This is a genomic window from Pseudoalteromonas rubra, assembly GCF_001482385.1.
Taxonomy (GTDB): domain Bacteria; phylum Pseudomonadota; class Gammaproteobacteria; order Enterobacterales; family Alteromonadaceae; genus Pseudoalteromonas; species Pseudoalteromonas ardens.
In genome coordinates, this window is the sequence record NZ_CP013612.1 from 1,006,533 (window position 1) to 1,019,675 (window position 13,143).

The following is a 13,143-nucleotide window of genomic DNA, read 5'->3' on the forward strand; positions in this document are numbered from 1 at the left end:
CTTCCAAACTTTAGCGCAATCAGTATACTGCGATTATTTAACCAGTGCAGACGATTGGAGTAGTAAAGTGCAGTGTCCCAGAACGTCACATCCGCTTAAGCCAGTGAAAGTGGGTGGTATTAAAGTGTATATATCCGAGCACAGTGGTGGTGTCTTTTTTGACAACCAGGTGTTATCTAATTTCACTAACCCGTCTGAATTGCGCTCAGAGGTGCTGGCAAAGCATCTGCGTCAATTTTCCGCTCCGCTTGGTGATGAAAACGCCCGGATCAAGTGCCCGAAATGTCCTGATATCGTCATGATGCGTCGTTATTTTAGTCCGTTGCGTGTGGTTGAAATAGACGAGTGTCCGGGCTGTGGTGGCATCTGGCTTGATACCGGTGAGCTGGATACATTGCACGAGAATCACCTGAGTGCGAAAGAGCGTGAGATGCTAAGGATCAAAATGCTTGAAGAGCATCAGGCCTTTCACATTGACAGCCCAAGGCGTTATAAATTGTCTGAGCAGGATGGGGGCAGCAACCTTGAAAAAGTGTTTGCAATTGCCGCAGACGTGATCAGTGATTAATGAGTAAGTGGGACGCCTGTCCTATAGCTTTGCTAAAGAGTCAGCAGTGTTATCTCAGTGAGTGAACCAGGATCACGGATAGCTGAATAACAATACCGAACCAAAAAAACACCGTGTAACCGGCATACCATGTTTGACGCAATGGCTGAAATGCAGGCTTATTTGGCAGGGGTCGTTCGGGTGGACCAATATACATAGGAAACCCCAGTTGGTAGTTGTTCATCTGGGTCAGGTTGAACAATCCGAGTATGAGATTAAGCGTTACAAAGCTGAAAAATTGCTCTAAAGGGTGGCTGAAGTAGCTCAGTGCAGACACAATAAAGAGGTATGCCCAGTATCGAGTAAATGAATAATGCGCATATATTGCATTCATCACACGGGCGAACGTTGTTTTTGCGACTTGAAGCATGCGAATTGACTCGGGCATTAACTGTTGATATCCAGTATCATACCGACTGCCACACCGATCGCTATACCAAGCGTTACGCCATTGACAATATTCTCAGAAGAGACGCCTATGGCAGTACCAACAGCCAATCCGGTGACCATACTGACGCCAATTTTGCTGGCTATCTTTTTACGATTTTGTTTATCTGTCTTCATGATTTCACTCCTTTAAAGTCACGTTAGACAGTGGGTAATTTACCACCAAATGACACCTTAAGCCATTTATTTCAATAAAGGGTGAATGAAAAAAATAGTAGCGTGACGTTTTTGAGTTAGGCTGGATTGGCATGTTAGCAGGCAAGTGAAAGCCACTGTAAACGGGGTTTACAGTGGCAGTATAGGGCGCTTAGCTTCGTTGGTGTGGCTGCGAGTAATTGATATCCGGGCCAACCGGCACAACCTGAGTCGGGTTGATCATGGTGTGGCTAAAATAGTAGTGGCGCTTGATATGGTAAAAATCCACCGTCTCGGCGACATTAGGCCATTGATATAGCTCGCGGATATAACCGGCCAGATTTGGATAGTCTTCAATTTGCTTAAGGTTACATTTAAAGTGACCATGATAAACACTGTCGAAACGGATCAGGGTGGTGAATAAACGCCAGTCGGATTCTGTGAGGGTATCACCAACCAAATAGCGTTGCTTGCTCAGTTTTTGTTCCAGCTGTTCAAGTGCCTCAAATAAGGCCTGTACCGCTTCTTCATAGGCTACCTGATCGGTGGCAAAGCCAGCTTTGTATACCCCATTATTGATTTTGTGATAAACAAATTCGTTAATGTCGTCGATGTCCTGGCGCAGTGCTTCAGGGTAATAGTCATCAGTGTTGCCTGTCAGCTCGTTAAAGGCTGAATTGAACATACGAATAATCTCGCTCGACTCATTACTGACAATGCGCTGAGTGTGCTTATCCCACAACACGGGTACTGTCACACGACCTGAATAGTCCGCTTTATTGCGTGTATACAGTTGGTGCATGTAGTCCTGAGCAAACAGGCTATCACCACTGCTGCCGGTTGTCTTGTCAAAGGTCCAGCCGTGTTCCAGCATATCAGGACTGACCACAGAGACATCAATGTGCGCTTCTAGCTGTTTTAAGCGTCTGAAGATCAGCGTTCTGTGGGCCCACGGACATGCCAGCGAAACATATAAATGGTAGCGGCCAGACTCGGCTTTGAAGCCACTGTCGCCCGTTGGTCCGGCGTTGCCATCAGCCGTTATCCAGTTGCGCAATTGCGCGTCTTCGCGTTTAAACTTGCCCTGATTGCTCTTGGTATCGTACCAGACGTCATGCCACTTACCTTCAATTAATCGTCCCATTGTATTGTCCTCTTAATTTGCTAAATACTTTACTGTGCCGGGTGTTAAATGCTGCCGAATTTTCCGGCCTGATAATCACGTACTGCCTGATGTAGCTCTGCCTGGGTGTTCATGACAAACGGTCCCATGTGGGCAATTTTCTCACCAATAGGGTGGCCGGCCAGCACCAGAATCCCCGTACCTTCCGGACCGCTGCTCAGTTCAACCGGGTGTGCCGGGTCCAGTTCCAGCTGATAAGTGGCACTGAATTGCGTGTCTGCCAGTGTGCCAGTATGAATATAGATAAGGACTTTGCCATAGCCAGACATATCCAATGTAACTTGCTGGTTGGGTGGTAAAATCACATCCGCAATGGCGCCATTACCTGCTAAATCATTGAGTGGTGAGCGAACGGTTTGTTCACCCAGTTGCCAGTTCCCTGCCAGTGCTTTGAGCTCTGCGCCAGAGTCGGTGCTAATTATAGGCGCCTTGTGCTCTGTGGTGTCCTGATAGCGGGGCGCACGCATTTTGTCTTTGGCTGGCATATTGAGCCAGATCTGGAAACCATGCATGCCCTGCTCGGCGTCACTAAGTGGCATTTCAGAGTGAATGACGCCGCGCCCGGTGCTCATCCATTGCACATCACCCGCACGAATTGCCTTTTTGTTGCCCATCTGGTCCTGATGTTCGAAGCCGCCCTTACTAATATAGGTAAAGGTTTCAATACCGCGATGTGGGTGAGGCGGAAAACCCGCCATATAGTCGCTGCTGTTGTCTGATTTAAGCTCATCGATCATCAAAAAGGGATCTAAACTCTTGCCATCAAAGCCCGCAATGCGACTTATGTTTACGCCCGCGCCATCCTGCGCAGCGTGTGCTTTATTGATACGAATAATCTGCATAAAAACCTCGTTGCCTGCGCCATCAGTTAAAGTTAGTCCAATGCGCTGTGTCTGCTTGATGTGACCACTTTAGCAATGGCAAAGTGAGAATGAAATTTGCAAATATTGAAGGTTTCGTTCTAAAAAAAAGAATGAATATAGCTGGGTGAACAAGTATTAGAAATAACGAATCGCTTGAAATGTTTTGGGCACAAGTTAGTATTTAGTGGGGGTTAAGAATAACAAGAAAAAATCTCAATAAGGATGATGACGATTATGCCAAGACTTAAATTAGTTCAGTGGGTTATCGCGACATGGGGATGGGTCATGAAGCGCGCTACTGACATGTATGCCACCAAATGCACAGTGCAACCCGGATAAACTGGAGGCGCCATAACTAGCTCGAACTAAATGAAATAAACTGAGGGACAAACCCGGTTTATCACTTAGAAGACTGTCAATGTGCGTAATGCGCCTTGACCTGTGCAAGAAAGTGACTTTAACTTTGTGTGCTATTTGATCCGTGAGGGATAGCAAAGGGATAGAACGGCGGTAGGCACCCGATGAAATTTTCGTTAAACTTGAAGGCAGAGCCGTTGCTCTTTTTTTAGGTGTAATCACCTTTGAGTTGTTTGTGGCAAAGTTCCACGGCGCCCGGCTGAGCGCGTATGTCAGCCTGATTAAGAGTACAAACTATGTTAGAGCAAATGCTACTGAGCAACCTGAACAATAAGAATGAACTCAACGATGAGTCTTTCGAGTACAAGAGCATTTTTTTGAGCTCAGTTGTTCCCGATCCCTCCAACGGTCGATTTTTACCGTCAATTTTCGTGAGTGATGAAGACGCTCGTCTGTTTGTTGCGCGTAAACTGAGTAAAGCACAGCTCACCAAGCTTTATCAGGGAGAAAGCCACGTTCTGATTGGTAAATCGATCATCATTAACTGCTTGAAACGCGATACGGAAGACTGGAAACGGGCTTCGCAGACCATAGACTCCATCATTGAGCTGGGTAACAACATTTCTGTGTCTGAAATGATCCAAGTACCCACTTTATATCCCCTGGAAGATGGTCGCTTTCAAATCCTTACGGGGCACCGCCGATTTTTTGCACTGGTATATGCCAAAGGATATGGTGCGGCAGCGCAGTTTAAGGTCTACGATAATAAGCCCTTATTGACTAAGGTAAAGCAGTTTCAGGAAAATGCCAGTCGTGAGGATTTGCCTCAGTATGGTAAATTACAGGCGTTTTCTAATGCCATGACAGAGATTGAACAGCTGAATAAGGCGCGCCTGCAGTCTGGCATGTCGCGGCTCACTGTCAGGACCATAGTCCCCAAACTTGGCATTTCAACGGGGGCATATGATAACTACAACGTGTTATCACGTTATCCGGTGGTTATGTCAGCTTATGAATCCGGGTGCAGTTATTCTTTTGTCAAAATGAAGCGACTTATTTTGTCAGTGGAGTCGCAATATAAGGCGCAGTATGACAAGTCTACCTTAAATGCGGTGGATAAACGTGCTATCTCTGACCTCATTGTGCAGCAATTACAGGGGATCAAAAAGCGACCTGAGAAAAGTAAAGCCCCGTTTGTCACCACATCGTTTGACTCACCTGGGGCACTGCAAAAATTGCTGACACAGGATGTGACGCAGCTGTCATGCGGCGTAGACTGGTCAGAACTTGACTGGCAGGATAAAAAAGCCGTGTCAACCGCGCTGGCGCAGGTGATTGCCCATCTGGAACAAGAGTAAACACAGCAACAAAACCTGACGTGCGTTACCCTCTTAGAATTGTATCAGTGTAAATAGCGACATAATGTCGGCATCTTGGGGCCTCCATGGAGAGCCCTTTTGTTGCGTTTTATATGACTTTTCTAATTCATTTCAATGAAACTTGCTCACTAATTAGGTACTAAAACACCGCCAAACATGTGCTTTTGTCTGAGTTTGCTGCACTTAGTTTGGTGTTCATTTTGGGTAAGCTGTGTAGTCTGTGCCGAGGTTTAAGCTGAGGGGTATTTGTGGTCAGGACATTGATGTTAGTTTTGCATTTGTGCCAACAAACCACTCGAATTTGAGAATATGACAGCAAAAAGTCTTTTCTTTATGACGCTTTTATTTCGTCATCCATGAAAATAAAATCTATAAATTAATCAAGTCTGTAAACGTCATAAACACGGTTAGCCCGAGTGACGGGCTACGTGCCTCATAGCACTTTTGAACCATTTTGAAACAATTAATTCCCTAAACCGTCATGTTATTGTCCCGATGTATGGGGTATAAATGTCCCCAATGAAGCGCATTGAGCAGGTTCGAAAAGCGTAAATAGTATCGGTTAATATTTGAGCTTCGGACTGGGTATTGCGCCACAGAAAGGGCTTTTGCACGAAGTTGTTAATTTTGTTATTTAAATGTTCCCTTGGTTTGTGGTTGTTTTAGGTAAGTTTTGCAGATCAAGTGAAAAGAAGTGGAAAACTCAATTAAATCAATAAAAATAAAGGTTTATTGATTTGGTTTATGAAATTTATAATTTTGGGAAATAAAAGTGTAGAAAAAAGATGCAGATTACATAATAATGCGTTTGCGTGAAAATTTAACACTTTGCAATACTTTTTAACATGGACTGATGAGATGAAAAATGACGCACTGACAGAACTGGGCATCAATCTGAATATCCACAATATGAATTCAGAGGCTGTAGATGTACAGCTGCTCCATCATATCTTCAAATTAGCCTATGACTTTGGTTACAAAGACGGGCGTAGCGGTGTATACGTTTGCCCGGCTTCGTCACTGCGTTCATTAGGTGGCTGCGAGCTTGACGCATAAGTCGGGCTATGAATTTATACATACCTTAGTCCCGTTGACTGACATTTCGGCACGTCAGCGGGCAACAACAGCAACATTAAACCAAAGAGTCGATCGCATTTGCATGCTGGACTCTATGATGCCAATTCACTTAATTGTGTACGCTATTTTGTAGCGGAAAAGTGTCGCGACAGTATGACAACCCAGGTATGAGCTTATGTTCATCAAATGGGAGCTTTGAACAAGTACAGTGTGCGCTGGACTTTTTATTCAATATGGCAAAAAGATTAAGACTGATTGGACTTATGTATCACTGGTGGTGATATCACAGGGTCCCTGCTTTAGGGATTCTGATACCGGTGTTTTTTCTTTATCATCAATTTGATTGCAAAAGCGAAAATATGAAACAGTTCTTTTTACAGCTCAGCGAGAAAGGGATCAAACTTACTGTTGATGAACAGGGTAAGTTACTGGTCAGAGGCAAGCTCAAGGCTTTGACAGCAGATGAGAAAGACTTTCTAAAGAACAACAAACAACAGATCATACAAGCGATTGGACAGCGCCAACGTGGCGTTACTGAGTCGCCCATTGCGGTTGCCAAAGCTCAGCCTGGCGAGCCGCCGGTATTGTCTTTTTCTCAGCGCCGTTTGTGGTTTATTGACCAACTGAATCGCGGCTCCAGCGAGTACAATATGCCGATGGCTTTCGAGGTGCATGGACACCTGGATATAGCCAAGGTGGGGCAAGCCCTGAATGCCATAGTGCAGCGCCATGAGGTGTTAAGAACGGTTTTTTATGAGTGTGATGGTGCGCCGTGTCTGCGGGTGTTAGACGATGCCAGATTGTATATCACAGTGTTAGATTTGAGTGACCAGGCCGACCCGCATCAAGCTGCCAGGGCTCATCTGGAGCGTGAAGCAAGCCGCCCCTTTGATCTCAGTCAGGATCTGATGATAAGAGCCAGCTATCTGCAATTAACACATGATGATTCAGAACGCTGCCAGGCGCTGTTGAGCTTTAATATGCATCATATTGCGTCGGATGGCTGGTCAATGGATGTGCTGACCAAAGAGTTCTTTGCGATTTACCAGTCACTCGAACAAGGCACACCGAGTCCACTTGTTCCCCTTACCATTCAGTACAGCGACTTTGCACACTGGCAGCAACGCAGCTTTGCACAAGCAGGGCTTAAAGAGCAGCTGGAATACTGGCAGCAACAGCTGCAACAGGTGCCAGCACTCCATCAGCTACCATTAGATGCTAGCCGTCCTGCCGAAAAGCAGTATCGCGGTGAACTGGTCACCTCGCAACTGAGTAGCAAGGTCGCAACCAGGTTGCTTACCTTAGCCAAAGAATTACAACTGACGCCATTTATGCTGCTGCATGGGGCACTGGCGCTGGTACTGAGTCGTCACAGTAATAATAAGGACATTGTCATTGGCAGCCCGGTGGCCAACCGTCAGGATCCAGCGCTGGCACCGCTGATCGGATTTTTTGTCAATACCCTGGTGTTGCGAGTCAGCACAGCTCATGACACCTTGCGCGATTACCTGGCACACGTCAGAGCAGTCCATCTGGCGGCACAGAGCAATCAGGACGTGCCATTTGAGCAGCTGGTCGAAGTCTTAAACGTACCACGCAATAACGCCTACAGTCCGTTATTTCAGATCTTACTGACAACAGATAACCAATTTAGTGTTGCCGCGGAGCAAGTGGAGCATGTCCAGCTGGGTGAGGCGTCACTGCAGGCGATGCAGGATGTCAGTCTGACCACCAAATTTGACCTAGACATTCATATGTCACTGAATGAGGCTGGCGTCTCGATTGGCTGGACCTACGACGTCAGCTTGTTTGAACGAGCGCATATCAGCCAGTTGGATCGGCACTTGGGTAATGTGCTGAATGCAATGTCCGAGCTGACTCATGCTGATAATGGGTCGACCAACCTGACCGCACTCTCTATGGTGAGTGAGCAAGAACAGCAGCAAGCGCTGACGTTAACAAGCGGCACGCAGGTATCTTCTGAATGGCAGGCCGTTCATCAGTTACTGGAATATCAGGCCCGGCATAACCCGAACGCCATTGCGCTGCAAGATCACGAGACTGAGCTGACGTATGCAGAACTGAATACCCGTGCCGATGCGCTGGCGATGCGCTTAATCACGGAACATGGTGTCACTGTGGGTCAACCTGTTGCGATTGTGGCACAGCGTAGCATTGCCACTGTGTGTGCGGTGGCCGCGCTGCTAAAAGCGGGCGCAACCTATGTACCTTTGGACCCCGAAGCCCTGAAGAACGACTAAATTACATTATCGGCGAGCTGTCACTCTCGCTGGTGTTATCACAGACACAAGACACCTTCGCTGGATTACCGTGTGTGCGACTGGACAACCCGGATATATGGCAGCCAGTAACACAAGCGCATAGCCTGCCACACATTAGCGGCGATCACAGTGCATATATTCTCTATACTTCCGGCTCAACTGGTCGGCCAAAAGGCGTCAACCAGCGTCACAGCACTTTGGTGAATCTGAGTGTTCATCAGGCTGAGATTGACGGGATCACCCAGCCCTACCGGACTTTGCAATTTACCCCGCTGACTTTTGATGTTTCGGCTCAGGAACTGGCCACCAGCTGGTATACGGGCGCATGTCTGGTGTTGATGTCACAGCAGCAAAAAGACCAGTTGCAGGATCTGGCCAGCCTGGTTGCTACGCAGGGAATAGCGCGATTGTTTGTGCCACCTGCTGTCTTTGATTTAATGGCAGAGCAGGCAAATCAAAACCCGGACATTGATATGACAGGGCTTAGACAGGTATGTGTTGCCGGAGATGTGCTGAAACTCACCCCCAGCATTCGTCAATTTATGACACAACATCCGTCTTGTGATTTATATAATCATTATGGTCCTACTGAAACCCATGTCGCCACAACTTGCCATGTCACACAATATGATCAGGAAGAAGCCAGTATTGGCCGGGCGATTGCCAATACCCAGTGTCTGATTTTAGATGCAGATTTAGCGGCCGTACCAACAGGTTGCGTGGGCGAACTGTATGTTGCAGGGCCCGGTGTTGCGTTGGGCTACTACAACAATACGGAACTGACTGACGAGCGTTTTATTGATGCCGCCCGTGCGCAGGCGTTACCTGCCAGCCAATCGCGACTTTATAAAACCGGTGATTTGGTTCGTGTCACACCGCAAGGTGACCTACAATACCTGGGCCGAAGCGATGAACAAATAAAAATTCGAGGATTCCGGATTGAACCTGGTGAGGTAAGTGCCGTTCTGGAATCTTTTGATGAGGTTGAGTCTGCATTGGTGCTGGCAATGGGTGAAGCAGCCAGCAAACAACTTGTTGCCTATGTACGTCCTTGTATCACGTGTGAGACAAACGATGCACAGCAACACTTGAGCACCACACTGTTGGCTGCGCTTAGGTCCGTTTTGCCTGCTTACATGGTACCGACTGCTATTGCTTTAGTTGAGCAATGGCCACTCACCGCCAATGGTAAAATCGACCGACGTGCCTTGCCTGCGGTTAAAGCAGATTTGGCACAGAACAAGGGCGAAGCGCCGCAAACTCAGACAGAACAAACTCTGGCCGGGATTTGGGCGACCTTGCTTTCGTGCGAGGCTGAACTATTGACCCGTGAAGCAGATTTCTTTGCGCTCGGTGGGCATTCGTTGTTATCGGTACGGCTGGTATCCTTGATCCGCACTGAGTTTGAGGTCGAAATTGCCGTCAAACAGGTTTTCTCAGCCAGTACCTTGGCTGATCTGGCTGTGCTGATTGAGCAAAGCAGCAAAGTATCGCGACCTGCGATCGAGGCGTTGCCGCGTGATACAGACAGCTTTGAATTATCTTATGCCCAGCAACGACTGTGGTTTATCGATCAGTTCCAGGGCAGCTCTGCCCAGTACAATATGCCATTGGCCTTTGAAGTCGACGGTCTGTTTGACTTGACTGTAGCGCAACAGGCACTGAACACGATAGTGGCCCGCCACGAAGTACTACGTACTGTGTATCAGGAAGGCGAGGCTGGACCAGTGCAGGTCATCCTTACACCTCAACCTGTGATTATCCGTCATATTGAGCTACACCATTTGGCGGGAACTGAGGCGCAACAACAGCTCGACCAGCTGCTGGCTGAAGATGCCCAAGCGCCATTTGATCTGGCCACTGATCTGATGTTGCGCGCCAGCTTCATCAGCCTCAACCCGACTCGTGGCGTATTGCTGCTCAATATGCATCACATCGCCTCAGACGGTTGGTCACTGAACGTGTTCAGCCGCGAGTTTTTCTCTTTATATGCCGCACTGCGAAGCGGTCAGGACAACCCCCTTGCACCGCTCAGTATTCAGTATGCCGATTTTGCCCAGTGGCAACGCAACTGGTTACAGGGAGATGTGTTGCAGCAACAACTCGACTACTGGCAAACTCAGCTTAGTGATGCACCAGGCGTACACGGTATTCCATTAGATTATCCAAGGCCTGCTGAAAAAAGCTACGAAGGTGCTATGGTGTCGGGTAAAGCCTCTGCACAACTGGCCGCCCAGCTGCGTGATATGGCAGCCCATTACCAGATGACCCCGTTTATGTTGCTGCATGCGGTGCTGGCACTGACCATCAGCCGTTACAGTAACAGTGTGGATGTGGTGATTGGTACGCCGGTGGCGAACCGACTTCAGGCCGAAGTGGAGCCGCTAATTGGTTTCTTTGTCAATATTCTTGCACTGCGGGTGAATACAGAGCAGCCATCGCTGGATACGTATCTGCAACATGTCAGAGATGTGCATCTGGACGCGCAAAGTCATCAGGACCTGCCGTTTGAGCAGCTGGTGGATGCATTACAGATCCCGCGGGGCGATGCCCATGCACCGTTGTGTCAGATCATGACGTCTTTTAATAGCGCGCAAACACAGTCCGGGTCTGAGCAAAATGCGCTCGACGGGCTGACGCTCACGCCACTGATGCAGGCTGGTTGTGTGGCAAAATTCGACCTCGAAGTAGAGTTTTCACTGGATGAAACAGCGCTTCAGGTTAACTGGATTTATGATACCTCGTTGTTTTCACAGGCCCATGTCACGCACCTGAGTGAGCACCTGATGTTGTTGCTGGAGCGCCTCGTACAAACAGAGATGACCCACAGTCTGAACAATCCGCCTGGGAAGCTGAGTGTGCTGGCGAACGAACAAAGTCAGTATCTGGTTAATGCCCTTAATGATAATTATCACGAGTATGACCGAGCCTTATGTATTCATCAGGCCTTTGAGCAGCAGGTTGAGCGCAACCCAGATCATATTGCACTTATCTTTGCCGATCAGCTGTTGAGTTATGCGCAGCTGAATGGCAAAGCTAACCAGCTTGCACATTATTTGCGAGAACAGGGTACCATCACATCGGATACCTTGATAGGGATAGCACTGGATCGCTCGCTGGAAATGATCATCGCGACCCTGGCCGTGCTTAAAGCCGGTGGTGCTTATGTGCCACTGGATCCGACTTATCCACCTGCACGATTGAGTTATATGCTCGAAGACGCCGGGATCAGGACCATCATCAGCAGTCAGGCTATCAGCGATGCCGTTTCTCTCACCGATTACGCGCTTATTCCGGTGGATGGTTTGCTCGATGATACCCATTTGGGGCCGTTCAGCCATTGCAGCGCAGAAAATCTGGATCATAAAGCGCTGGGACTGCTGCCCACCAGCCTGGCCTACGAGATTTATACCTCAGGTTCGACGGGTCAGCCAAAAGGGGTGTTGCTGGAGCATCAGGGCATAGTCAATCTGGCGGACAACCAGCGCCGCGCCTTTGCTATTACGCCGCGCAGTAAGGTATTGCATTTCGCGTCAATGAGCTTTGATGCGGGCACCTGGGAATATGCCATGGCACTGCTCAATGGCGCCACGCTGGTCATAGCCAGCAGCGAACAAAGACGCTCCCCTGACGACATTACTACACTGCTTGCACAACAGCAGATCAGCCATGTGACTTTACCTCCGGCATTTTTGGCCATGATGCCACTCGACAACTCGCTGTCGTTGCAAGCATTGATTGTGGCAGGTGAAGCCTGTGAGCCGGAGCTGGTCAATCAGTGGTCGGCACATTATCCCTTCTTTAATGCCTATGGTCCTACGGAAGCGTCAGTATGTGCGTCTTATCAGCGCTTGTACCCGGGCACCCCGATCACTATAGGTAAACCACTGAACAATGTGAGTCTGTATGTCCTGGATAACCACATGGCGCTGGTACCTCCGGGGGTGATTGGTGAGCTGCACATAGGTGGTGACGGGCTGGCGCGTGGTTATCATCAGCGCCCTGAACTGAGTGCTGAGAAGTTTGTTGAAAACCCGTTTTATTATTATCCGGCGCACCGTGACAGTACCCGTTTGTACAAAACGGGCGATCTGGCCAAAATATTGCCCGATGGCAGCATTGAGTTTGTCGGTCGCCTCGATGCCCAGGTCAAAATTCGTGGCTTCCGCATTGAGCTGAGCGAAGTGGAGGCACAGCTCAACCGCTGTGTGGTACTCGACTCAGCCGTGGTGTTGGTGAAACAGGCCAGTAATGGCACGGATATGCTCATCGCGTATATTCAGCCGCGCAATGAAGCACAGGACCAGACTTCCATGATACAGGACGTTGAGCAGCATTTGCATGCTCAGTTGCCGGAGTATATGGTGCCGAGCCGTTTTGTGGTGGTTGAGCAATGGCCACTCACCCCGAATGGAAAAATAGATAAAAAAGCGTTGCCAGACGTGTCTGGCGCAGACAGTGAGCAGGCTTATGTTGCACCCCAAACGGCGACTGAGCAGGCGCTGACAGAAGTCTGGTCAGCCTTGTTAGGCATAGCGGCCAGCGAGATAAGCAGTCATGCGCGCTTTTTTGAGCAAGGCGGCAACTCCATTTTGGTGACCCGGCTGGAAACTCAGATCCGTCACCGCTTCGCTGTTGAGTTTTCTATTAAAGAGCTGTTTGCACAGCCGCAGCTTAAGGAGCAGGCATTGCATATAGATTACCTGCTCAGCCGCCAGAGTGATCCGCTGGCAGAGGATGATGCTGAGCTGGAGGAAATGGACTGGTAACAGGACAAGGTTAGTCAGGCCACAGGCCTGAGATACAAGCACAC

At 48.6% G+C, this 13,143-nt stretch carries 8 protein-coding genes and 1 pseudogene; 5 read left to right on the plus strand and 4 right to left on the minus strand.

Translation table 11 applies throughout. From position 1 onward, the window contains the following. Positions 1 to 67: 67 nt before the first annotated feature. Positions 68 to 568: a zf-TFIIB domain-containing protein gene (locus tag AT705_RS23410; RefSeq protein ID WP_058798937.1), complete on the plus strand. Its 501-nt coding sequence runs from the start codon at positions 68 to 70 to the stop codon at positions 566 to 568. Between the two features lie 49 nt (positions 569 to 617). Here the strand turns inward: AT705_RS23410 and AT705_RS23415 are convergent, their stop codons facing one another. The 4 genes from AT705_RS23415 to AT705_RS23425 all read right to left on the minus strand — a co-directional run bounded on the left by AT705_RS23415 (position 618) and on the right by AT705_RS23425 (position 3,214). Continuing rightward, positions 618 to 995 carry a hypothetical protein gene (locus AT705_RS23415; protein WP_058798727.1) on the minus strand — a complete coding sequence of 126 codons (378 nt, stop codon included), beginning with the start codon at positions 993 to 995 and terminating at the stop codon, positions 618 to 620. Then, a complete protein-coding gene (locus AT705_RS25450; protein WP_157576967.1) occupies positions 995 to 1,171 on the minus strand; it encodes a hypothetical protein in 177 nt (58 codons plus the stop codon). Before AT705_RS25450 ends, AT705_RS23415 begins: the two co-directional genes overlap by 1 nt. Before the next feature lie 190 nt (positions 1,172 to 1,361). Continuing rightward, complete coding sequence (locus AT705_RS23420) at positions 1,362 to 2,333, minus strand: glutathione S-transferase family protein (RefSeq protein ID WP_058798728.1); 972 nt, start codon at positions 2,331 to 2,333, stop codon at positions 1,362 to 1,364. Between the two features lie 44 nt (positions 2,334 to 2,377). Further along, entirely contained in the window at positions 2,378 to 3,214 is an 837-nt protein-coding gene (locus AT705_RS23425) for a pirin family protein (protein ID WP_058798729.1), read from the minus strand. Positions 3,215 to 3,888: 674 nt separating this feature from the next. On the opposite strand from AT705_RS23425, the gene AT705_RS23430 reads away from it, so the two are divergent. From AT705_RS23430 to AT705_RS26135, 4 genes and pseudogenes are all read left to right on the plus strand, one after another. Next, positions 3,889 to 4,950 (plus strand): hypothetical protein, encoded by a 1,062-nt coding sequence (locus AT705_RS23430; protein ID WP_058798730.1) that lies wholly within the window; start codon positions 3,889 to 3,891, stop codon positions 4,948 to 4,950. A gap of 879 nt (positions 4,951 to 5,829) precedes the next feature. Beyond that, a complete protein-coding gene (locus AT705_RS23435; RefSeq protein WP_049863315.1) occupies positions 5,830 to 6,027 on the plus strand; it encodes a hypothetical protein in 198 nt (65 codons plus the stop codon). A 380-nt stretch (positions 6,028 to 6,407) separates the two neighbouring features. Further along, positions 6,408 to 9,481: pseudogene (locus AT705_RS23445) on the plus strand (amino acid adenylation domain-containing protein); the annotation flags it as partial. After that, on the plus strand, positions 9,467 to 13,099 hold the full coding sequence (locus AT705_RS26135) for an amino acid adenylation domain-containing protein (RefSeq protein ID WP_420492132.1): 3,633 nt from the start codon (positions 9,467 to 9,469) through the stop codon (positions 13,097 to 13,099). The pseudogene AT705_RS23445 and the gene AT705_RS26135, both read left to right, overlap by 15 nt. Positions 13,100 to 13,143: the final 44 nt, after the last annotated feature.

What these genes read in the sequence shown, in the direction of transcription:
- AT705_RS23415 (WP_058798727.1), bottom strand. Translation starts at nt 995, where the DNA reads ATGCCCGAGTCAATTCGCATGCTTCAAGTCGCAAAAACAACGTTCGCC.
- AT705_RS25450 (WP_157576967.1), bottom strand. Translation starts at nt 1,171, where the DNA reads ATGAAGACAGATAAACAAAATCGTAAAAAGATAGCCAGCAAAATTGGC.
- AT705_RS23420 (WP_058798728.1), bottom strand. Translation starts at nt 2,333, where the DNA reads ATGGGACGATTAATTGAAGGTAAGTGGCATGACGTCTGGTACGATACC.
- AT705_RS23425 (WP_058798729.1), bottom strand. Translation starts at nt 3,214, where the DNA reads ATGCAGATTATTCGTATCAATAAAGCACACGCTGCGCAGGATGGCGCG.
- AT705_RS23430 (WP_058798730.1), top strand. Translation starts at nt 3,889, where the DNA reads ATGTTAGAGCAAATGCTACTGAGCAACCTGAACAATAAGAATGAACTC.
- AT705_RS23435 (WP_049863315.1), top strand. Translation starts at nt 5,830, where the DNA reads ATGAAAAATGACGCACTGACAGAACTGGGCATCAATCTGAATATCCAC.
- AT705_RS26135 (WP_420492132.1), top strand. Translation starts at nt 9,467, where the DNA reads ATGGTACCGACTGCTATTGCTTTAGTTGAGCAATGGCCACTCACCGCC.